The organism is Plantactinospora mayteni (assembly GCF_016862935.1).
GTDB lineage: Bacteria > Actinomycetota > Actinomycetes > Mycobacteriales > Micromonosporaceae > Plantactinospora > Plantactinospora mayteni.
On record NZ_BONX01000044.1, the window covers coordinates 22,870 to 43,211 of the forward strand.

The window sequence follows — 20,342 nt, forward strand, 5'->3', positions numbered from 1 at the left end:
CCTGCTCCACCGACTCCCCGCGTCCGCGCCGACACCACCCGACCCCGACCTGGTGGCACGACCGCCCCACCTGCTGGCCGAGGAGTGACCGGCGCTCAGGCGCCCTCGGCCAACACCCGAGCCCTGTTCCACCGACTCCCCGCCATCCATCTGCTGGCCGAGGAGTGACCGGCGCTCAGGCGCCCTCGGCCAACCCCTGGGCACGGCCGTCGGACAGAGACGTGGACGACGGGTCGGTGCCGGCCAGGCGCGAGGCGGGGATGCGGACCCGGGCGCCGTCGAGCAGGGCCGTCTCGGCGTCGTCGAGGAAGGCGAGATCGGCCTCGACGTGCCGGCTCGCGGCGGAGAGTAGCAGGCCGACCACCGGATCGGTCGACTCCCGGCGCAGCGTGCCGAGGTTGCGCAGTTCGCGCAGCAGATAGCCGCGCTGGTTGGCGAGCACCGTACGCACCACCTCGGCCGAGCCGGAGCGGGCGGCGGCGGTGACCTTCAGGAAGAAGTCGTCCCGGAACCCGCCGCTGCGCGGGCTCGGCTCGGCCAGCCACCTGGCCAGTTCGGTCCGGCCGGCGGGAGTGATCTCGTAGACCACCCGGTCCGGCTTGACCGGTTGCGCCTGCCGTTCGGCCCGGACCAGTTCGTCTCGGGCCAGGCGGTCGAGGATCTGGTAGAGGTGCCCGATGTTCAGCGGCCCCCACTGTGGACCGATGGCCGTTTCGAAGGCACCCTTCAGTTCGTAGCCGTAACTCGGGCCGTCGGCGAGCAGCGCGAGCACCGCGTGCTGGATGGCCATGCCTGTCCCACCTTCCGGCCGTGTCCCCGGCCTCTTGCATTGTGACAATGTATAGCGCAGAGTGTCCTGGGGGGACGAGGAGGGGGCCGGTGGTCGGATTCATCGGACGGCAACCGCAGGCCCGGCCCGGGCGACCGCCTGCCCTGCTGGCCGACGGCCCCGTCGCGGCCACCGGCCTCGTCGCGCCGAGCGGCACCATCGCCGTCACCACCTCCCAGTTGCACCCGAACGGTCAGGTACGCCGCGAGACCCGCGCCGCGTACGACATTTTGGTCCGTCCGAACCGGACACAGCCCGATCCCGAGACGGCGCGGGGTGTCGTCCGCCCCGACCACCTCTCCGGACTCTTCGGCGGCATCAGCATGGCTCAGTACGAGCGGGTTCGCACCCTCGGCGGCGTCGCCGACGCGGCTACGGCCGCCACGCGGGGACACTCGCTCCCCGAAAGACCGGCCCCCTTCGACCGCAGCGACAAGGAGCAGCCATGACGGCCACCGGGGTCAGGGTCACCGTCACCGCGCTGACCAAGCGGTTCTCCGACGGTGAACCTCCGATCGTCGCGGTGCACGACCTGTCGCTCGACGTCGCCGCCGGCTCGGTGCTGGCGCTGACCGGGCCGAGCGGCTCCGGCAAGTCGACCCTGCTGCATCTGGTCGGGGCGATCGAATCGGCCGACTCCGGCTCGGTCGTCGTCGGCGGGCAGGAGATCACCCGGCTCGGCCGGCGGGCCCTGGCCGGATACCGCCGGAGCGTGGGCTTCGTGTTCCAGCGCTACCACCTGCTGCCCGCACTGACCGCGCTGGACAACGTACTGGCACCGGTGCTGCCCTACCGGGTCGGCTACGACCGGACGGCCCGGGCCCGGGAACTGCTCGACGCGGTCGGGCTCGGCGACCGGGAGCGGGCGCTGCCGGCGCAGCTCTCCGGCGGCCAGCAGCAGCGGGTCGCGGTGGCCCGGGCCCTGATGGGCGAGCCGGCGCTGCTGCTGGCGGACGAGCCGACCGGCAACCTGGACTCGGCCAGTGGCGGGGAGATCCTCGACCTGCTGCTGCGGTTGCGCGACGAGCGGGGCGTCACCATCCTGCTGGCCACCCACGAGCAGCACATCGCCGCCCGGTGCGACCGGCTGGTCCGACTCCGGGACGGCCGGGTCACCGAGGACCTCGACCTCACCGGTGGCGACGACGGCCCGGACCAGACCCTGGCCCGGGCAAGTCAACTCCGGCTGTAGGACCTCCGCCCGCCCGCGCTCTCGGTCCCGTGACGCGCGGGCCGACGGCTCCGGCCCGCTCCGCCGACCCGGTCCGCAGGGGGCGGCGGGGCGGGCGCCGACGGTGTTACGCCGGCACCGGGCTGGCGGCGCGTACCTCGGTGGCGATCCGCTCGGCGACCTCCTGGGCCAGCTCCAGCGTGGGCGCCTCGACCATCACCCGGACCAGCGGCTCGGTGCCGGAGGGGCGGAGCAGTACCCGGCCGGTCTCGCCCAGCTCGGCCTCGGCCCGCTGCACCGCGCCGAGTACGGCCGGCGCGCCGGCTCCGACGGTCCGGTCCGCCACCGGCACGTTGATCAGCACCTGCGGCAGCTTGGTCACCACCGAGGCCAGCTCGGCGAGGGTACGGCCGGTGGCCGCGACCCGGGCCATCAGGTGCAGCCCGGTGAGGACGCCGTCGCCGGTGGTCGCGTACGCGGGCAGCACCACGTGCCCGCTCTGCTCGCCGCCCAGCGCCAACCCGGAGCCGCGCAGCTCCTCCAGTACGTACCGGTCGCCGACCTTGGTCTCGAGCAGCCGGATGCCGGCGGCGGACATGGCGAGCCGCAGCCCGAGGTTGCTCATCACGGTCGCGACCAGGGTGTCCTGGGTCAGCGTCCCGGACTCTCGCATGGCCAGCGCCAGGATCGCCATGATCTGGTCGCCGTCCACCTCGCTGCCGTCGGCGGAGATCGCCAGGCAGCGGTCGGCGTCGCCGTCGTGCGCGATGCCGAGGTGGGCACCGTGCTCCAACACTGCGGCCCGCAGGTTGTCGAGGTGCTGCGAACCGCAGTCGTCGTTGATGTTGAGCCCGTCCGGCTCGGCGTGGATGGCGATCACCTCGGCCCCGGCCTCCCGGTACGCCACCGGGGCGACCTCCGAGGCGGCACCGTTGGCGCAGTCGACCACGACCTTCAGCCCGTCGAGCCGGTGCGGGATCGTACTGACCAGGTGCTGGATGTAGTGCTCGGCACCGTCGAGCAGGTCGTGCACCCGGCCGACGCCGGCACCGGTCGGCCGCTGCCAGCCGGCCGAGCCGTTCGCCTCGACGGCCGCCTCGATCTTCATCTCGACGTCGTCGGGCAGCTTGTGCCCGCCGGCCGCGAAGAGTTTGATCCCGTTGTCCGGCATCGGGTTGTGCGAGGCGGAGAGCATCACCCCGAAGTCGGCCTTCGCCTCGCCGACCAGGAACGCCACCCCCGGCGTCGGCAGCACCCCGACCCGGACCACGTTGGCGCCGGCGCTGGTCAGCCCGGCCACCACCGCCGCCTCCAGCATCTCGCCGCTGGCCCGGGTGTCCCGGCCCACCACCGCGAGCGGCGGATGGCTCCGATCCTGCTCGGCGAGGGTGTGCGCGGCCGCGACCGCGACCGCGAGTGACAACTCGGGGGTGAGGTCGGCGTTCGCGCGTCCGCGTACGCCGTCAGTGCCGAACAGCCGCCCCATGCGCGAAACCTCCGGGAAGCGCACCAGTGGAAAACAACGAAACGGCCGGACACCGCCACCGCGGAAGGGGGCGGTTTCCGGCCGTACGTCAGACGTACAAGGTGTTGTCGCTGATCAGCGCTTGGAGTACTGGGGCGCCTTGCGAGCCTTCTTGAGACCGTACTTCTTGCTTTCCTTCTCCCGGGCGTCCCGGGTGAGGAAGCCGGCCTTCTTGAGCGCCGGACGGTCGTCGGGGTCGTTGGCGATCAGCGCCCGGGCGATGGCCAGCCGCAGCCCGCCGGCCTGGCCGGTGGTGCCGCCGCCCCGCAGGTTGGCGATGATGTCGAACGCCTCGGCCTTCTCGGCGGTCACCAGCGGCTCCTTGATGAGCTGCTGGTGCACCTTGCTCGGGAAGTATGCCTCCAGGTCACGACCGTTGCAGGTGATCTTGCCGCTGCCCGGGATGATCCGGACCCGGACGATCGCCTCCTTGCGGCGACCAACGGTCTGGATCGGGCGGTCGCCACGGGGAGCGCGGGCCACCGGGGCGGGCACCGGGGCTTCGGTGGTCGCGATGGTGTCGGTCATGCTGTTTCCTTCGCCCGCGCTCACTGCGCGATCTGCTTGATCTCGAACGGCACCGGCTGCTGCGCGGCGTGCGGGTGCTCGGCACCGGCGTAGACCTTCAGCTTCTTGATCAGCTTACGGCCGAGCTTGTTGTGCGGGAGCATGCCCTTGACGGCCAGCTCGATGGCCCGGTCGGGACGCTTGGTCAGCAGCTCGTCGTAGCCGACCTGCTTCAGACCGCCCGGGTAGCCGGAGTGCCGGTAGGCGACCTTGGTGTGCCGCTTGTTGCCGGTCAGCGCCACCTTGCCCGCGTTCACGACGACGACGAAGTCACCGGTGTCGACGTGCGGCGCGAAAGTCGGCTTGTGCTTGCCGCGCAGCAGCGTGGCAACGTGGGTTGCCAGACGGCCCAGCACGACGTCTGACGCGTCGATGACGTGCCACTGACGCTCGATCTCACCCGGCTTCGGGCTGTACGTACGCACAGGTCTACCTTGTCTCGTCGTCGGTCTGGGGTCGCGCACCGGTCGCCAGGCACGCACAAACGACCAAGCGCACCGGGAAAGGCACGCCCGCGGATGTCACGTGAAAACTTGGGTGTCACACAACAGCAGGCAACGATACCCGGTCGCCGGTGCCGGGGTCAAAACGGGACACCCCCCGGCGGGCTGGGGCGACGGCAGGACCTCCGCCTCCACTCCGAGACGATAGCCGGAGGTCCCGCCGCGGCCCGCCCGGGGGTGTCACACCCCGGAGAGGCGGCGCGGCGACGGGCGGAGGTAGACCACCCAGGTCACCACGAGGCAGAGGGCGTACCAGGCGATGAAGGCGAGGTAGGCGGCGTCGGCCGAGGAGTACGCCAGGAACGACTGCCGGAAGGCGATGTTGACCAGTACGCCCCCGAACGCGCCGACCGCCCCGGCGATCCCGATCAGGGCACCGGAGAGCCGCCACGCCCGGCGATCGGCGGCGCCCGGGTCCAGCTCGCCGGCCGACACCGCCTGGGCCGCCCTGGCCCGGAAGATCGCCGGGATCATCTTGTACGTCGATCCGTTGCCCACCCCGGAGAGCACGAAGAGCCCGATGAACCCGATCAGGTAGAGGGTCAGCGAGCGCTCCCGGGAGGCGTAATAGACCAGTCCGGCGCCGGCCGCCATGCCGGCGAAGGTCGCCAGGGTCACCCGGGCTCCGCCGTACCGGTCGGCGAGGTGGCCGCCGACCGGCCGGATCAGCGAGCCGACCAGCGGCCCGAGGAAGGTCAGGTACGCCGCGTCGAGCGGGGTGCCGAACCGGTCGCCGAACTGCACCAGCAGTACCTGCCCGAAGGCGAAGCCGAAGCCGATGAACGAGCCGAAGGTGCCGATGTAGAGCAGCGACATCACCCAGGTGTGCGGTTCCCGGGCCGCCTCGCGCAGCGCCCCGCGCTCGTTGCGGGCCCCGGTGATGTTGTCCATGTAGCGGGCCGAGGCCAGCGCGGCGAGCACGATCAGCGGGAGATAGACCGCCGGCACCAGGCGCGGGTACGCGGCACCGGCCGTGGCCAGCACCGCCAGCCCGACGAGCTGGACGGCGGCCACCCCGATGTTGCCGCCGCCGGCGTTCAGGCCCAGCGCCCAGCCCTTGAGCCGCTGCGGGTAGAAGAGGTTGATGTTCGCCATCGAGGAGGCGAAGTTCCCGCCGCCGACCCCGGCCAGGCAGGCCAGCACCATCAGGGTGCCGTACGACACCCCGGGCTCGATCAGGATCGCCATCGGCACCGCCGGCACCAGCAGCAGCAGGGCGCTGACGATCGTCCAGTTCCGCCCGCCGAACCTCGCCACCGCCAGGGTGTACGGCAGCCGCAGCACCGCACCCAGCGCGGCCGGTACGGCGGTCAGCAGGAACTTCCCGGCCGGGTCGATCCCGTACTCCGGGCCGAGGAAGAGCACCAGCACGGACCAGAGGGTCCACACCGAGAAGCCGATGTGCTCGGAGGCGATCGAGACGATCAGGTTGCGCCGGGCGATCGGCGCTCCGGTGGTACGCCAGAAGTCCGGGTCCTCGGGGCGCCAGTCGTCGAGGTGGTGTCGGCGGGCGGCGACCGGCGCGGTGGCGGTCTCCGGTGGTGGAAGGGTGCCGAGACCGGCCGCCGCCGGGGCGGTGGCCGTGCTGTCGGTCCCGGGATCGGCCGTCGGGCCGGTAGCGGCGGCAGTACTAGTCATGCCGCCCGAAAGTAGGAGCGCGGGGTTTCCCGGCGGTTCGCGCTCCGAGTCGGGCCGGCAACGGTCGGCGCACGGCGGGCCCCGGCGGATGGTGAGATGTGCGTGTCGCCGCCCCGCGGTCGGGCGCTCAGATGCCCTGGAGGATACGCAGCGCCCGGCTGACCCGGAACATGGTGTCGGCGTCCGCGGCTCCGACGCACTCGGTGAACCACTTCTTCATCGGCGACGAGAGCCGGTCGGGCATCACCACGTATTCGCCCATGGTCACGGCGAGCGGGGAGTCCCGGAGCAGTTCGGAGTCGACCACCTCGGCGACGATCACGATCGGCACGTCGGTGGAGTTGTAGACGTCGGAGCTGATCACCAGGCCGAGCCGGGACCGGGCCCCGTCGATCCGCCAGATCTCGCCCCTACGTAGCACTGGAACCTTCTTCGACCCGAATCGCGCAGTTCTCAGGCACCGCGTCCGACCTCGCGGTCCGCCGGACCGCGAGGGGAGGTGGTGGAAGGGGCACTCGCACGCCTGCCGAGAGCCGCGTCGACCAGCGCGGCCTCCTGGGCGTCGGCGATGGCGGCGGCCTCGATGTCCAGGCGGGCCCGGCCGACCGCCGCGGCGTGCGCGGCGAAGACCTCACGGAGCGCCTTCTCCCGGGCGGCCTGGTCGATCCAGGCGGAAAGCGACATGCCGTCCCGTTTCGCGAAGGCCCGCGCCTCTTCGATCGTCTCGTCCGAAAACGAGAGAGTCACCTTGGCGGTCATGCCGCCCAGCCTACCGATGGTGTGACCGGCCGTCATCCCAGTCGTCATCCCAGCCCGCCGTCACCCGTCACTGGAGTTCGCGCCGGCCGCCGAAGACGGCGAACCGCCACGACTTGTAGAAACAGTCGACGCCGACGAAACCGGCCTCGACCAGCCAGCGGCACTGGTCCGGCACCGGCGCCGGGCGGTCGTGCACCATCCGCTCCCGGGCTCCGGCGATCTCCGCCTCGGTGGCGCCGAGCGCGATGACCTGGGCCAGCCACACCTCGTCGTACCGGGAGTCCAGGTCGGGGGTGCCGCCGGCCACCTGCTCGGCGTTCACGAAGACCCCGCCGGGGACCAGCACCTGCCGGACCCGACGGTAGAGGTCACGCTTGTCGGCGTCCGGCAGGTGGTGGATGGCCAGCGCGGAGACGACGGCGTCGTACGGGCCGCCGGGCAGCGGCGCGGTCAGGTCGGCGATCACCGTCTCGTGCGGTACCCCGCGCCGGGTCAGGTGTCCCCCGGCGACCGCGAGCATCGCCGGGGCGGCGTCGAGCAGCGTGCTCCGCACCCCCGGTACGGCGGCGCTGAGCAGGATCGAGAGCAGCCCGGTCCCGGCGCCGAGGTCGAGTACGGCCGGTACCCGCCCGGAGGCCAGTGCCCGGCGCAGCGGCGGAGCGGCCACCTCGACCGCCGTGCCGTAGAAGTCGTCGAAGCACGGCACGAGCCGGCGACGGGACTCGTCGTACGACCCGGCCACCGCGTCGAAAAGCGACACCACGGCCATCGAAGTGCCTCCTAAGATGTGGAACGACCTTCCACATCATAGATCCACCGCTCGGAGCAGTACCGTCACGAACTCCCCCGAACCGCTCCCGCCGGGGCCGCCGGTCGCAGGGAACTTTCGGGCCTTGGTCCAGGATTGTAGGTAATCTCTGGCCGCCGGCAAGGCCGGGCCGACCCGCTGAGCGAGGTCCGTGTGAGCGGCTCTTGACAGGCCCGAAACAAGAGGGACCCGGCCGTGAAACCGGGCGCCGGCACGCTTCGGACATGACAGACGGTGCACGCACTGCGACGCATTCGGAGGATGTGTCCCAGGACGTCGTCACGCACTGCCCATACTGCGCCCTACAGTGCGGGATGACGCTGCGCCGCACCGCCGAGCGGGTGGAGGTGCTGCCCCGGCAGTTCCCCACCAACCGCGGCGGGCTCTGCCAGAAGGGCTGGACCGCCGCCGAACTGCTCGACCACCCCGACCGGCTGACCACCCCGCTGCTCCGGGACCGCCCCGGCGGGCAACTGCGCCCGGCGAGCTGGCCGGAGGCGCTGGACCGGGTGGTGGCCGGCATCCGCCGCATCCAGTCGGCGTACGGCCGGGACGCGGTGGCCGTCTTCGGCGGCGGCGGGCTGACCAACGAGAAGGCGTACGCCCTCGGCAAGTTCGCCCGGGTCGCGCTCGGCACCCGGAACATCGACTACAACGGACGGTTCTGCATGTCCTCGGCCGCCGCCGCCGGGATGCGCGCCTTCGGGGTCGACCGGGGACTGCCGTTTCCACTGGCCGACCTCAGCACCGCCGACACCCTGCTGCTGGTCGGCGCGAACGTCGCCGAGACGATGCCGCCGCTGGTCCGCTACCTGGTCGAGCAGCGACAGCGCGGCGGCACCCTGATCGTGATCGACCCCCGGGTCACCGCGACCGCCCGGCAGGCCACCCTGCACCTGCAACCGACCCCCGGCACCGACCTCGCGGTGGCGAACGCGCTGCTGCACATCGCGCTGGCCGAGGGACTGGTCGACAAGGACTACGTGGCCGCCCGGACCACCGGGTTCGACCAGGTACGCCGGGTCACCGCCGGCTACTGGCCGGCTCGGGCGGAGCGGCTCTCCGGGGTACCGGTGGCCGACCTGGAGGCGGCGGCCCGGGCGCTCGGCACCGCCGAACGGGCGATCATCCTCACCGCCCGCGGCGCCGAACAGCACGCCAAGGGCGTGGACACGGTGACCGCCTTCGTCAACCTGGCCCTCGCGCTCGGCCTGCCCGGCCGGCCCGGCTCCGGGTACGGCTGCCTCACCGGGCAGGGCAACGGCCAGGGTGGGCGCGAGCACGGGCAGAAGGCCGACCAGCTCCCCGGCTACCGCCGGATCGACGACCCGGCCGCCCGGGCACACGTCGCCGGGGTCTGGGGGGTGGACCCGGACGCGCTGCCCGGGCCGGGAGTGTCGGCGTACGAGCTGCTCAGTGCGCTGGGCACCGACGGTGGTCCGAAGGGGCTGCTGGTGTTCGGCTCCAACCCGGTCGTCTCGGCGCCCCGGGCGGGCCGGATCGAGGGCCGGCTGCGCGACCTCGACCTGCTGGTGGTGGCCGACTTCGTCCGCTCGGAGACGGCCGAGATCGCCGACGTGGTGCTGCCGACCGCCCAGTGGGCCGAGGAGGACGGCACGATGACCAATCTGGAGGGTCGGGTGTTGCGCCGCCGCGCGCTCGGCCCGCCACCGCCCGGCGTACGCACAGATCTGGCGCTGCTGGCCGACCTCGCCGACCGGCTCGACCACGTCGACGGGTCGGCCGGACAGGGCCGGTCCCGCTTTCCGGCCGCTCCCGAGCAGGTCTTCGCGGAGTTGCGCCGCGCCTCGGCCGGCGGTGCCGCCGACTACGCGGGGATCACCTGGGAGCGGATCGACGCCGAGGACGGCGTCTTCTGGCCCTGTCCGGACGAGGACGGGCCGGGCATGCCGCGACTCTTCGCCGACGGGTTCCCGACCCCGGACGGGCGGGCCCGGTTCGTGCCGGTCGAGCACCGCCCGGTCGCCGAGGAGGTCTGCCCGGACTATCCGGTCTACCTCACCACCGGCCGGGTGCTGACGCAGTACCAGTCCGGCGCGCAGACCCGGCGGGTCGAGGCACTGCGCCGGGTCGCCCCGAACGCCTTCCTGGAACTCCATCCCGACCTGGCGGCCCGGCTCGGGGTGGCCGACGGCGACGAGGTGCGGGTGACCAGCCGCCGGGGCGAGATGCGGGCGCCGGCCCGGCTGACCCCGACCATCCGGCCGGACACCGTCTTCGCGCCGTTCCACTGGGCCGGCGCGGCCCGGATCAACTCGGTGACCAGCGACGCCCTCGATCCGGTCTCCAGGATGCCCGAGTTCAAGGTCTGCGCGGTCCGGGTCGAGAAGGCAGTAGCGAGCGCTGGCGAGGGGACGGCATGAGCACAGAGGAGATGGTGGACGGGTCACGGAACCGGATCGTGATCGTCGGTCACGGCATGGCCGGGGCCCGGTTGGCGGCCGAACTCTCGGCCCGGCTCGGCGACGCGAAGATCACGGTACTCGGGGCCGAGCTGCATCGGGCGTACAACCGGATCATGCTGTCGAGCCTGCTGGCCGGCAAGGTCGACGAGTCCGGTGTGGAGCTGGCCGAGGCGGCCGGGCACGGCATCGACGTACGCCCCGGGGTGCAGGCCACCGCCGTCGACCCGGCGCGCCGCACGGTGACGACCGGCCGGGGCGACCTGATCGGGTACGACCACCTGGTGCTGGCCACCGGCGGGCGTGCCCTCGTACCGCCGCTGGCCGGGCTGGACCGGGAGAGGCTACCGGACCGGGTGGCCGTGTTCCGTACCCTCGACGACTGCCGGCGCATCCTGACCGCCGCCGCCGGGGCACGCCGGGCCCTGGTGCTCGGTGGCGGGCTGCTCGGCCTGGAGGCGGCCCGGGGGCTGGCCGCCCGAGGGCTCGACGTGCACGTGGTACACCCGGTCGGGCACCTGATGGAACGGCAGCTCGATCCGGCGGCCGGCGCGGTGCTGGCGCGTACCCTGGCCGGGCTCGGCGTCACCACCCACCTGGACGTGGCCGCCAGCGCCGTCGACGCCCGGCCCGACGGCCTCACCCTGACCCTCTCCGACGGCCGCGAACTCGACGCCGACCTGCTGGTGCTCTCCTGCGGGGTACGCCCCGACGTGGAACTGGCCCGCGCCGCCGGGCTCACCGTCGACCGGGGCGTGGTGGTGGACGACCGGCTGCGCAGCAGCGACCCGCACATCTCGGCGATCGGCGACTGCGCCCAGCACGCGGGCGTGGTCACCGGCCTGGTCGCCCCGGCCTGGGAGCAGGCCCGGGTGCTGGCCCAGGTGCTGGCCGGGCAGGACCCCCGGGCGCGCTACCGGCCGCAGCCGGCGGTCACCCGGCTCAAGGCCGCCGGCATCGACCTCGCCGCGATGGGCGACGCCGCCGCCGGCCCCGCGCCGGACGTCGAGGAACTCAGCTTCTCCGACCCGGTCCGGGGCACCTACGCCCGGCTGCGGATCGTCGGCGAACGGCTCACCGGGGCGATCATGCTCGGCGACAACCCGGCGGTCGGCACGGTGATCCAGCTCTTCGACCGGGGTACGCCGGTGCCGATCGACCGCCGCACCCTGCTGCTCGGCCGCAGCCGCGACACCGCGAGCGCGGCACCGGTCGAGTCACCGGCACTGATGCCGGACGCGGCGACGGTCTGCCAGTGCAACACGGTGCGCAAGGGCGCGCTGGTGCGCTGCTGGCGGGCCGGGGCGAGGTCCATGGACGACGTCGTCGCCGCGACCCGGGCCACCACCGGCTGCGGCAGTTGCCGGGACGCCGTCGAGGGGATCCTCGGCTGGCTCTCCTCGATCGACACTCCCGACCCGGTGGAAGCAGAGGTGGCAGCGTGACCGGATATGCCGAGCGGCAGCGACTCGTGGTGGTCGGCAACGGCATGGTGGGGCAGCGCTTCGTCGAGGCGCTGCGCTCCCGGGACACCGAGGGCCGCTGGCAGGTCACCGTGCTCGCCGAGGAGGGGCGGCCGGCGTACGACCGGGTGCGGCTCTCGGCGTTCTTCGACGGAGTGGACGCGGACGAGCTGAGCCTGCACCGGCCGGACGACGGGGTGGAGCTGCGGCTGGGCGAGCCGGTGCTGGAGATCGACCGGACCGGTCGACGGGTGGTCACCGGGGACGGGGAATACTCCTACGACGCGCTGGTGCTGGCGACCGGGTCGTACCCGTTCGTGCCGCCGATCGACGGCGCGTACGTGGCAGAGGGCCCGGATGCGCTCGGACCCACCCCGGCGCTGCGCTCCGGAGTCTTCGTCTACCGCACCCTGGACGACCTGACCGCGATCCGCGACTTCGCCAAGGGCCGGCGCAGCGGCGCGGTGATCGGCGGCGGGCTGCTCGGCCTGGAGGCGGCGAACGCGCTGCGACTGCTCGGCCTGACCACCTCGGTGGTGGAGTTCGCCCCCCGGCTGATGCCGGTGCAGGTCGACGAGGCCGGCGGCGCGATGCTGCGCCGGTACGTCGAGGAGCTGGGTGTGGTGCCGCACCTCGGGGTGGCCACCACCGCGATCCGGTCCCGCCCGGACGGCGAGCTGGCCGGGCTGACCCTCTCGGACGGCGGTTGGCTCCCCACCGACCTGGTGGTGGTGGCCGCCGGCATCCGGCCCCGGGACGAGCTGGCCCGGGCCGCCGGCCTGGAGCTGGGCGAGCGCGGTGGGGTCCGGGTCGACGAGAGCTGCCGCAGCGCCGACGAGCGGATCTGGGCGATCGGCGAGTGCGCCGCCGTCGACGGCACCTGTTACGGCCTGGTCGCCCCCGGCTACGCGATGGCGGAGGTGGTGGCCGACCGGCTGGTCGGCGGTACGGCGACCTTCCCGGGCGCGGACCTGTCGACCAAGCTGAAGCTGCTCGGGGTGGACGTCGCCTCGTTCGGTGACGCACACGGCCGGACCCCGGGCTGTCTCGACGTGACCTTCACCGACCCGGCCACCCGGGTCTACGCCAAGCTGGTCCTCTCGGACGACGCGAAGACCCTGCTCGGCGGGGTACTGGTCGGCGACGTGACGGCGTACCCGACGTTGCGGGCCAGCGTCGGCGGCGCGCTGCCCGGCCCGCCGCTGGCCCTGCTCGCCCCGGCCGGCGACGGTACCGGGACCGGGGCCGGGATCGCCGCGCTGCCCGGCTCGGCCCAGGTCTGCTCCTGCAACGGGGTGACCAAGGACCAGCTCGTCGGCGCCATCGTCGAGGGCTGCACCGACGTACCGGGGCTGAAGGCGTGCACCCGGGCCGGTACGAGCTGCGGGTCCTGCGTACCGATGCTGAAGCAGTTGCTGGCGGTCTCCGGGGTGAGCCTGAGCAAGGCACTCTGCGAGCACTTCGACCACAGCCGGCAGGAGCTTTTCGAGATCGTCCGGGTACGCGGGATCCGCACCTTCTCCCGACTCGTCGCCGAGCACGGCCGGGGCCGGGGCTGCGACATCTGCAAGCCGGCGGTCGCCTCGATCCTCGCCTCGCTCGGCAACGGCTACGTACTCGACGGCGAGCAGGCGTCGTTGCAGGACACCAACGACCACTTCCTGGCCAACATCCAGCGGGACGGGACGTACTCGGTGGTGCCGCGGATCCCGGGTGGCGAAATCACCCCGGAGAAGCTGATCGTGATCGGCGAGGTGGCCCGGGACTTCCAGCTCTACACGAAGATCACCGGTGGGCAGCGGATCGACCTCTTCGGTGCCCGGGTGGAGCAGTTGCCGCAGATCTGGCGCCGGCTGGTCGACGCCGGGTTCGAGTCCGGGCACGCGTACGGCAAGGCGCTGCGTACGGTCAAGTCCTGCGTCGGCTCCACCTGGTGCCGGTACGGGGTGCAGGACTCGGTCGGGCTGGCGATCGCCCTGGAGCTGCGCTACCGGGGACTGCGTGCCCCACACAAGCTCAAGTCCGCCGTCTCCGGCTGTGCCCGGGAGTGTGCCGAGGCCCGCAGCAAGGACTTCGGGATCATCGCCACCGAGGGCGGCTGGAACCTCTACCTCGGTGGCAACGGTGGGTTCCGCCCCCGGCACGCCGAACTCTTCGGCCAGGACCTATCGACCGAGGAGCTGGTCCGGTATGTCGACCGGTTCCTGATGTTCTACATCCGCACCGCCGACCGGCTACAGCGGACGGCCGCCTGGATCGAGGCGCTGGAGGGCGGCCTGGAGCACCTGCGGGCGGTCATCGTCGACGACTCGCTCGGGCTCTGCGCCGAACTCGACGCCGCGATGGCCCGGCACGTCGGGGCGTACTCCGACGAGTGGCGCGACACGCTGGCGGACCCGGAGCGGTTGCGCCGGTTCACCTCCTTCGTCAACGCGCCGGACGTACCGGACCCGTCGATCACGTTCGAGGTGGAACGGGGACAGCCCGTTCCGGCCCTGGGAGACCGCCGACCGGTGACGCTCGGCCTCCCGACGACCATGGGGGTACCAAGTTGACTCTGGACGCCACGATCAACGAGGGATTCGCAGACGTCGCCGAGCCGAGTCGCGCCGAGCCGGGCGGGGCCGAGCCGGATGGCGGCGAGCCGGGTGGCGACGACGCGCGCTGGACGGCCGTCTGCCCGTACCCCCGACTGGAGCCGGAGCGCGGAGTGGCCGCGCTGGTCGACGGCGCGCAGGTGGCGGTCTTCCGCACCCACGACGGCCGGCTCTTCGCGATCGGCCAGCGGGACCCGATCGCCGGCGCGTACGTGATGGCCCGGGGCATCGTCGGCAGTCGCGGCGAGATCCCGACGGTCGCCTCCCCGCTGCACAAACAGGTCTACGACCTGCGCACCGGGGACTGCCTCGACGTGCCCGGCGTGACGGTGCCGACCTACCGGGTGCGGTGCCGGGACGGGCTGGTCGAGGTGGCGACCCCGCCCACCGGAGGCTCCTGATGTCCGGCGAGCTGTCCGGCTTCACGGTCGGGGTCACCGCCGACCGGCGCCGCGACGAACTCACCGCCATGCTGGAGCGGCGCGGCGCCCGGGTGGTGCTCGCCCCGGCGCTGCGGATCGTGCCGCTGGCCGACGACACCGAACTGCGGGCGGCGACCCGGGCCTGCCTGGACAACCCGCCCGACGTACTGATGGCGAACACCGGGATCGGGATGCGCGGCTGGCTGGAGGCGGCCGAGGGCTGGGGGCTGGCCGAACCGCTGCGCTCGGTACTCTCCCGGGCCTACATCGTCAGCCGGGGGCCGAAGGCCCGGGGCGCGATCCGGGCCGCCGGCCTGCACGACGAGTGGTCGCCCGCCTCGGAGAGCTGCGACGAGGTGATCGACCACCTCCGGCAGCGCGGCGTACGCGGCCAGTTGATCGCGATGCAGTTGCACGGCGAGCGGCAGCCGGAGTGCACGGCCGCGCTGGAGGCGGCCGGGGCGAGCGTGCTCGAGGTACCGGTCTACCGCTGGGCGGCGCCGACCGACCCGGCCCCGCTGCACCGGCTGGTCGACCTGATCGCCGGCCGGCTGGTGGACGCGGTCACCTTCACCTCAGCACCGGCGGTCGGCGCACTGCTCAGGGCGGCCGGCCCTAGCACCGAGGCGGTACTCGACGCGATGCGCTCGGACGTACTGGCCGCCTGTGTCGGGCCGGTCACCGCCGCTCCGCTGCGCCGGCACGGCGTACCGGTGGTGGCGCCGAACCGGGCCCGGCTCGGTGCGCTGGTCCGGACCATCGTCGACGAGCTGCCACAGCGGGCGATCAGCGTCAAGGTCGCCGGTCACCTGCTGACCCTGCGCGGGCACGCGGCCATCCTGGACGGTGAGCTGCGCCCGCTGGCACCGGCCCCGATGGCGGTACTCCGGGCCCTGGCGAGTACGCCCGGCCGGGTGATGTCCCGGGCGGCCCTGCTGCGCACCCTGCCGAGGGGCGCCGACGAGCACGCCGTCGAGATGGCGGTGGCCCGGCTGCGGGCCGGACTGCGCACCCCGGGGGTGGTGCAGACCGTGGTCAAACGCGGTTACCGACTGCCGGTCGACTGAACCCCGTCGATCCGGTCCTCGTCGACCCGGTCCTCGTCGACCCGGTCCGCCTCGACCCGGTCCGCCTCGATCCGGTCCGCCTCGACCCGGCCTCGTCTGGGCAGCGCGAGGGAACGGGCCGGCTCGCTTCGGCGGGTTCCGGCGTCGACGGGGAGAGCGGCCGGGTCGCGTGGCGGTGGCGCGGCGCTCCGCACCTGGTCCACGACGGAGCGCGAGGGAAGGTGGACCAGGTTCATCGACCGGACGGACGGCGGCTCACGCTTGGGTATCGGCTCGGTTTGATCCCTTGACGGGCGGACAGGCGGTTGGCAGGGTAAGGCCGCAACGTCCGGGAAGCGCCCGTAAACTGCCCTCCGGGACTGTGCACAGGGGACAGGTGGAGGCGCCTCGTTTCCCTGGTAGAAACCATTTCGGGTCGCGTCACACCCTGCTCGCGAACGCGTCAGGAGGACTGCCGGAGACATCGGGCAAGGCATTACGATCATGCGGGCACCGGCCACAGCGAGTCCCCGGCAATCATCTGCACCCCCGGCACCGTCAGCGGGACGCGGCTGACCCCGAACCGGGCAGACCGATTCACATCCTCAATGGATTCTCCTCAAAAGGATAGGTAGGAATGACGAGGCGTATACGCGTGCTGGCCGCCGCGGCGTTGGCCACGGCCATGCTGGTCACGGCCGGCTGCTCGGGTTCGGACGACTCCGACGGGGGTGACGTCGGCAGCAAGGCTCCGGACAAGGTGACGTACCTCACCGGGTTCGGCACCGGTGGCCACGACGCATTCGCATGGGTCGCGAAGGACAAGGGATTCTTCAAGGAGGCCGGGCTCGACGTCACCGTCCAGCAGGGCGCCCCGGCCACCAACAACCAGGGCCTGCTCTCCGGCAAGGCGCAGTTCACCTACAGCGACGTGACCCAGCTGATGATCCAGACCGGCAAGGCTCAGGTCACCGAGATGCGAGTGATCGCCGCGGTGCACCAGAGCACCCTGGTCGCGATCTTCGCGCCGCCCGGCTCCGGCGTCACGAAGCCGAAGGACCTGGAGGGCAAGCGGGTCGGTGTCGCCCAGGGCTCGATCACCAAGACCCTGCTCCCGGCGTACGGCAAGCTGGCCGGCTTCGACGCCAGCAAGCTCCAGTTCGTCGAGACCACCCCGCAGACCCTGGTCGGCCTGCTGGTCGGCAAGAAGGTCGACGTACTCAGCACCTTCGTCATCACCCGGAACACCGTGGAGACGGTGACCAAGCAGACGATGACGGTCATGCCGCTCACCGACTACCTGCGTGACCTGCTCGGCACCGGCCTCACCACCACCGCCAAGTACGCCCAGGAGAACCCGGACATCGTCAAGCGGTTCAAGCACGCGGCGATGAAGGGCCTGAAGTACACGGTGGAGAACCCCGAAGAGGCCGCGAAGATCATGAAGGCCAACAACCCGAACGTGAACGAGCTGGGCGCCGCGGCGGAGATCAAGCTGATGACGCCGTACGTCACCTCGGCGCCGGGCAACACGATCGGTGCGCTCGACGAGCAGCGTGCCGCCCGGGCCATCGCCATCCTCCAGGGCGCCGAGCTGATCCCGGCCGGCCTCACCCCCGACAAGGTCATCGACTTCTCCATCGCGCCCAAGGCCTGACCGGCCGGCGTGACACCTCGGGGACGGCGAGTGGGCAGCCACTCGCCGTCCCCTTTGCGACGCAGAGGAGAGACACGTTGCGCGTCTGGACCCTTCCGGGCAGCGATGCCCGCGACTCGCACGACCTGCCGTACCGGCCGACGCGCCCGGCCGACGACCGCCGACACCGTACCGGCGGACCCGATGACCGTTAGACGGGAGCTGTCCCCCGGCACCCGGGCCGCGCTGCCGATCGTCGGCACCGTCGTCGCGATCGGCCTCTGGTGGCTGGTGACCATCGTCTTCGAGGTCGAGACCCTCTTCCTGCCGTCCCCGCCGGAGGTCGTCGACGCCTTCGACCGGGAACCCGCCTACCTCTTCGAGGCGGCCTGGGCGACGCTCTGGGGGACGCTCGCCGGGTTCGGTATCGCGGCGGCCGGCGGGATGGTCGCGGCCCTGCTGCTGACCGGCTCACGCCTGGTCGAGCAGGCCACCCTGCCGATGATCGTCGCGTTCAACGCGGTGCCGAAGGTCTCCCTCGTCCCGCTGCTGATCCTCTGGATCGGGTACGACTCGCGGACCAAAATCTCCCTGGTCGTCCTGATCGCCTTCTTCCCGATCATGGTGTCCACCATGGCGGGCCTGACCTCGACCCCGGCCGACCTCTACGAACTGACCCGGTCGCTCTCCGCGTCCCGGCTGAAGACCTATCTCAAGGTACGGCTGCCGTGGGCGCTGCCCCAGGTCTTCGTGGGGCTGAAGCTCGGCATCACGCTCTCCCTGATCGGCGCCGTGGTGGCCGAGTTGCAGACCCTGAACGGAGGGCTGGGGGCGATCATCTACAGCACACAGCAGTCGTTCGACACCCCGCTGGCGTTCGCCGCGATCACCCTGACCGGGGTACTCGGCATCGCCCTCTTCTACGCCGTGGTCGTGGCGGAACGGCTCGCCGTGCCGTGGGCCCGGAAGATCTCCGCCTGAGCCACCACCACCCCGCACCTCGCCCGACCGATCGGGCGGATCACCGTCCCGGCCGTGGCCGACGGTGATCCGCCCACCGGGTCAGGCCAGCCCGGCACCGCCGTTGAGGTCGAGGTTGACCGCGTTGACGGCCGGGTTCTCCAGCAGGAAAACGGCGGCGTCGGTGACGTCCGCCATGGTGGTCAGCCGGCCCGTCGGGGTACGCGCCGTGTAGGTCTCGTGCACCTCGGCCGGCTGCTTGGCCCAGAACGGGCTGTCGGCGACGATGCCCGGGTGCAGGGCGTTGACCCGGACCGGCCGCAGCTCGGCGGCGAGCACGTTCACCAGGCCGACCACCCCGGCGTTCACCGTGGAGACCGTCGCCGAACCGGGGAAGGGCCGGTCCTTCGAGCCGCCGCCGAAGAGCAGCACGGAACCGTTCGGCGAGAGCCTGGACTGGAGGGTGTGCGCCACCTCGGTGTACCCGACCAGCTTGACGGTGACCAGGCTGACCGCGCGGTCGATCTGGTAGTCCGAGACCTTGTTGACGTCGCGGACGAAGGCGGAGAGGACAAGGTGCCTGATCTCGCCGATCCCGGCGAGCGCGGCGGCGATGGACTCGGGCTTGGCGAGGTCGACGGCAACCCCCGTCGTCCGGCCACCGATCTCGGCGGCGACCGCTGCGGTCCGGGCCGCGTCGCGCCCGGTGATGACGACCGCGAGCCCCCGCTTCGCGTAGTGCTCGGCCACGTCCCGGCCGAGGCCGGAGGTACCCCCGATGACGGCTACGCAGCCGCCATCGGGGCCATCGTGCTGTGGCATATCTGTCCCTCTCGTTGTGCAGGATTGAACCGCGGAGCCTCCCCGGGCCCGGCAAGCCTGCTCAACGAACCCTTTTTCAACCTCACCTTGCGGTTCGTCCGACCGCAAGGTCGGACGCGGTGTGTGAACGCCGCGCGGTTCAGGTTGAAAAAGGTTCAACCGTGAGGGTCAGCCGACCGGGGTGGGCTGGCCCCGACCGTGCTCCGCGCGCAGCGTCTCCATCGCGTGCTGTACCACGTTCACCAGCACGTGCTTGACCGACTCGCGGTGTCGGGCGTCGCACATCACCAGCGGTACGTGCGGGGCGATCGCGAGCGCCTCGCGTACCTCCTCCGGCTCGTACTGCGGTGCGCCGTCGAAGCGGTTCAACGCCACGACGTACGGCAGGTGTCGGTTCTCGAAGTAGTCCAGCGGGGCGAACGCGTCGGTGATCCGCCGGGTGTCGACCAGCACCGCCGCGCCGACCGCACCACGGATGATCTCGTCCCACATGAACCAGAACCGGGTCTGTCCGGGCGTGCCGAACAGATAGAGGATCAGGTCCTGGGCCATCGTGATCCGGCCGAAGTCCATGGCGACCGTGGTGGTCTCCTTGCCCGGGACCTTGGACGGATCGTCGATCCCGACCCCGGCCGCGGTCATCACCGCCTCGGTGGTCAGCGGGGTGATCTCCGAGACCGCACCCACGAGCGTCGTCTTGCCGACCCCGAACCCGCCGGCAATAACGATCTTCGCGGAGGTGATCCCACCACCACCACCGCCGCCTCCACCACCACCGCCGCCGCGACGCGGCCTAGCCGGGTCATAGCCTGCGAAGTCCACTTAGCACCCTCTCAAGCAGTTCCATCCGCTCCTCGTACGCCTCCGGTGGAGCGGCATTGTGCAGCGTCAGCAGGCTGTCCGCCACCATGTCGGCGACCAGCACCCGGGCGACACCCAACGGCAGCCGGGTGTACGCGGCGATCTCCGCCAGTGACTGCGCCCGGCCCTCGCAGATCGTGGCGATGCGGTGCTTGTCATGGCCGGCGAACCGGGACTCCACGACCGCGGCCGGGCTCGCCACGAGTACCGCCTCGAGCGCGATCTCCAGACGAGCCTCGGTACGACCGCGGGTGACCGCGTACGGTCGGACGAGCGCGCCACGCGGGTCATCGCGTCGTCCCTCCATACCGT

At 72.1% G+C, this 20,342-nt stretch carries 21 protein-coding genes; 9 read left to right on the forward strand and 12 right to left on the reverse strand.

Annotation, left to right across the window (positions count from 1 at the left end):
• Positions 1–175 precede the first annotated feature (175 nt).
• The gene (locus tag Pma05_RS28705; RefSeq protein WP_203860618.1) at positions 176–790 is read right to left on the reverse strand and encodes a PadR family transcriptional regulator; all 615 of its coding nucleotides are present in this window, start codon (positions 788–790) and stop codon (positions 176–178) included.
• Positions 791–879: 89 nt separating this feature from the next.
• On the opposite strand from Pma05_RS28705, the gene Pma05_RS28710 reads away from it, so the two are divergent.
• Together Pma05_RS28710 and Pma05_RS28715 are read left to right on the forward strand one after the other, a co-directional pair.
• A complete protein-coding gene (locus Pma05_RS28710) occupies positions 880–1,278 on the forward strand; it encodes a hypothetical protein (protein ID WP_203860619.1) in 399 nt (132 codons plus the stop codon).
• Positions 1,275–2,021 (forward strand): ABC transporter ATP-binding protein, encoded by a 747-nt coding sequence (locus tag Pma05_RS28715; RefSeq protein WP_203860620.1) that lies wholly within the window; start codon positions 1,275–1,277, stop codon positions 2,019–2,021. The genes Pma05_RS28710 and Pma05_RS28715 overlap by 4 nt, the downstream gene beginning before the upstream one ends.
• A gap of 106 nt (positions 2,022–2,127) precedes the next feature.
• On the opposite strand, the gene glmM is transcribed toward Pma05_RS28715, so the two are convergent.
• From glmM to Pma05_RS28750, 7 genes are all read right to left on the reverse strand, one after another.
• Positions 2,128–3,486: a phosphoglucosamine mutase gene (gene glmM, locus Pma05_RS28720; protein WP_203860621.1), complete on the reverse strand. Its 1,359-nt coding sequence runs from the start codon at positions 3,484–3,486 to the stop codon at positions 2,128–2,130.
• 114 nt (positions 3,487–3,600) lie between these two features.
• Complete coding sequence (gene rpsI / locus Pma05_RS28725; RefSeq protein WP_203860622.1) at positions 3,601–4,053, reverse strand: 30S ribosomal protein S9; 453 nt, start codon at positions 4,051–4,053, stop codon at positions 3,601–3,603.
• 20 nt (positions 4,054–4,073) lie between these two features.
• A complete protein-coding gene (gene rplM / locus Pma05_RS28730) occupies positions 4,074–4,517 on the reverse strand; it encodes a 50S ribosomal protein L13 (RefSeq protein ID WP_107260811.1) in 444 nt (147 codons plus the stop codon).
• A gap of 258 nt (positions 4,518–4,775) precedes the next feature.
• Positions 4,776–6,233, reverse strand: coding sequence for an MFS transporter (locus Pma05_RS28735; protein WP_203860623.1), 1,458 nt, complete (start codon positions 6,231–6,233; stop codon positions 4,776–4,778).
• A 127-nt stretch (positions 6,234–6,360) separates the two neighbouring features.
• Positions 6,361–6,654: a type II toxin-antitoxin system PemK/MazF family toxin gene (locus Pma05_RS28740; RefSeq protein WP_203860624.1), complete on the reverse strand. Its 294-nt coding sequence runs from the start codon at positions 6,652–6,654 to the stop codon at positions 6,361–6,363.
• Positions 6,655–6,686: 32 nt separating this feature from the next.
• The gene (locus Pma05_RS28745; protein ID WP_203860625.1) at positions 6,687–6,992 is read right to left on the reverse strand and encodes a DUF6364 family protein; all 306 of its coding nucleotides are present in this window, start codon (positions 6,990–6,992) and stop codon (positions 6,687–6,689) included.
• 67 nt (positions 6,993–7,059) lie between these two features.
• Positions 7,060–7,761: a class I SAM-dependent methyltransferase gene (locus Pma05_RS28750; RefSeq protein WP_203860626.1), complete on the reverse strand. Its 702-nt coding sequence runs from the start codon at positions 7,759–7,761 to the stop codon at positions 7,060–7,062.
• Between the two features lie 263 nt (positions 7,762–8,024).
• On the opposite strand from Pma05_RS28750, the gene Pma05_RS28755 reads away from it, so the two are divergent.
• From Pma05_RS28755 to Pma05_RS28775, 5 genes are read left to right on the forward strand one after another with little or no spacing between them, the layout of a single operon-like run.
• Positions 8,025–10,184 carry a molybdopterin oxidoreductase family protein gene (locus Pma05_RS28755; RefSeq protein WP_203860627.1) on the forward strand — a complete coding sequence of 720 codons (2,160 nt, stop codon included), beginning with the start codon at positions 8,025–8,027 and terminating at the stop codon, positions 10,182–10,184.
• Complete coding sequence (locus Pma05_RS28760) at positions 10,181–11,668, forward strand: FAD-dependent oxidoreductase (RefSeq protein ID WP_239313298.1); 1,488 nt, start codon at positions 10,181–10,183, stop codon at positions 11,666–11,668. Before Pma05_RS28755 ends, Pma05_RS28760 begins: the two co-directional genes overlap by 4 nt.
• Entirely contained in the window at positions 11,665–14,241 is a 2,577-nt protein-coding gene (gene nirB, locus Pma05_RS28765; protein ID WP_275414767.1) for a nitrite reductase large subunit NirB, read from the forward strand. The genes Pma05_RS28760 and nirB overlap by 4 nt, the downstream gene beginning before the upstream one ends.
• On the forward strand, positions 14,238–14,684 hold the full coding sequence (gene nirD / locus Pma05_RS28770) for a nitrite reductase small subunit NirD (protein WP_275414768.1): 447 nt from the start codon (positions 14,238–14,240) through the stop codon (positions 14,682–14,684). The genes nirB and nirD overlap by 4 nt, the downstream gene beginning before the upstream one ends.
• Positions 14,684–15,772, forward strand: a complete 1,089-nt coding sequence (locus tag Pma05_RS28775; RefSeq protein WP_203860628.1) for a uroporphyrinogen-III synthase — start codon at positions 14,684–14,686, stop codon at positions 15,770–15,772. Before nirD ends, Pma05_RS28775 begins: the two co-directional genes overlap by 1 nt.
• On the opposite strand, the gene Pma05_RS28780 is transcribed toward Pma05_RS28775, so the two are convergent.
• On the reverse strand, positions 15,751–16,008 hold the full coding sequence (locus Pma05_RS28780) for a hypothetical protein (RefSeq protein ID WP_203860629.1): 258 nt from the start codon (positions 16,006–16,008) through the stop codon (positions 15,751–15,753). The two genes, Pma05_RS28775 and Pma05_RS28780, sit on opposite strands and share 22 nt — an antisense overlap.
• A gap of 380 nt (positions 16,009–16,388) precedes the next feature.
• On the opposite strand from Pma05_RS28780, the gene Pma05_RS28785 reads away from it, so the two are divergent.
• On the forward strand, positions 16,389–17,408 hold the full coding sequence (locus Pma05_RS28785) for an ABC transporter substrate-binding protein (RefSeq protein WP_203860630.1): 1,020 nt from the start codon (positions 16,389–16,391) through the stop codon (positions 17,406–17,408).
• 183 nt (positions 17,409–17,591) lie between these two features.
• Positions 17,592–18,368, forward strand: coding sequence for an ABC transporter permease (locus Pma05_RS28790; protein ID WP_203860631.1), 777 nt, complete (start codon positions 17,592–17,594; stop codon positions 18,366–18,368).
• An 81-nt stretch (positions 18,369–18,449) separates the two neighbouring features.
• Here Pma05_RS28790 and Pma05_RS28795 read toward each other — a convergent pair whose 3' ends face one another.
• The 3 genes from Pma05_RS28795 to Pma05_RS28805 all read right to left on the reverse strand — a co-directional run bounded on the left by Pma05_RS28795 (position 18,450) and on the right by Pma05_RS28805 (position 20,337).
• Positions 18,450–19,169, reverse strand: a complete 720-nt coding sequence (locus Pma05_RS28795) for an SDR family NAD(P)-dependent oxidoreductase (RefSeq protein WP_203860632.1) — start codon at positions 19,167–19,169, stop codon at positions 18,450–18,452.
• Positions 19,170–19,337: 168 nt separating this feature from the next.
• On the reverse strand, positions 19,338–19,991 hold the full coding sequence (locus Pma05_RS28800) for a GTP-binding protein (RefSeq protein WP_372441571.1): 654 nt from the start codon (positions 19,989–19,991) through the stop codon (positions 19,338–19,340).
• Positions 19,972–20,337: a DUF742 domain-containing protein gene (locus tag Pma05_RS28805; protein WP_203860633.1), complete on the reverse strand. Its 366-nt coding sequence runs from the start codon at positions 20,335–20,337 to the stop codon at positions 19,972–19,974. Before Pma05_RS28805 ends, Pma05_RS28800 begins: the two co-directional genes overlap by 20 nt.
• Between the last annotated feature and the right edge of the window lie 5 nt (positions 20,338–20,342).

Bases quoted from the DNA above. Each gene is read 5' to 3' on its own strand.
- Pma05_RS28790 (WP_203860631.1), top strand. From the start codon at position 17,592: ATGACCGTTAGACGGGAGCTGTCCCCCGGCACCCGGGCCGCGCTGCCG.
- Pma05_RS28785 (WP_203860630.1), top strand. From the start codon at position 16,389: ATGACGAGGCGTATACGCGTGCTGGCCGCCGCGGCGTTGGCCACGGCC.
- Pma05_RS28755 (WP_203860627.1), top strand. From the start codon at position 8,025: ATGACAGACGGTGCACGCACTGCGACGCATTCGGAGGATGTGTCCCAG.
- glmM (WP_203860621.1), bottom strand. From the start codon at position 3,486: ATGGGGCGGCTGTTCGGCACTGACGGCGTACGCGGACGCGCGAACGCC.
- Pma05_RS28775 (WP_203860628.1), top strand. From the start codon at position 14,684: ATGTCCGGCGAGCTGTCCGGCTTCACGGTCGGGGTCACCGCCGACCGG.
- Pma05_RS28795 (WP_203860632.1), bottom strand. From the start codon at position 19,169: ATGCCACAGCACGATGGCCCCGATGGCGGCTGCGTAGCCGTCATCGGG.
- Pma05_RS28705 (WP_203860618.1), bottom strand. From the start codon at position 790: ATGGCCATCCAGCACGCGGTGCTCGCGCTGCTCGCCGACGGCCCGAGT.
- Pma05_RS28760 (WP_239313298.1), top strand. From the start codon at position 10,181: ATGAGCACAGAGGAGATGGTGGACGGGTCACGGAACCGGATCGTGATC.
- Pma05_RS28750 (WP_203860626.1), bottom strand. From the start codon at position 7,761: ATGGCCGTGGTGTCGCTTTTCGACGCGGTGGCCGGGTCGTACGACGAG.
- rpsI (WP_203860622.1), bottom strand. From the start codon at position 4,053: ATGACCGACACCATCGCGACCACCGAAGCCCCGGTGCCCGCCCCGGTG.
- Pma05_RS28715 (WP_203860620.1), top strand. From the start codon at position 1,275: ATGACGGCCACCGGGGTCAGGGTCACCGTCACCGCGCTGACCAAGCGG.
- Pma05_RS28780 (WP_203860629.1), bottom strand. From the start codon at position 16,008: ATGAACCTGGTCCACCTTCCCTCGCGCTCCGTCGTGGACCAGGTGCGG.
- Pma05_RS28745 (WP_203860625.1), bottom strand. From the start codon at position 6,992: ATGACCGCCAAGGTGACTCTCTCGTTTTCGGACGAGACGATCGAAGAG.
- Pma05_RS28735 (WP_203860623.1), bottom strand. From the start codon at position 6,233: ATGACTAGTACTGCCGCCGCTACCGGCCCGACGGCCGATCCCGGGACC.
- Pma05_RS28805 (WP_203860633.1), bottom strand. From the start codon at position 20,337: ATGGAGGGACGACGCGATGACCCGCGTGGCGCGCTCGTCCGACCGTAC.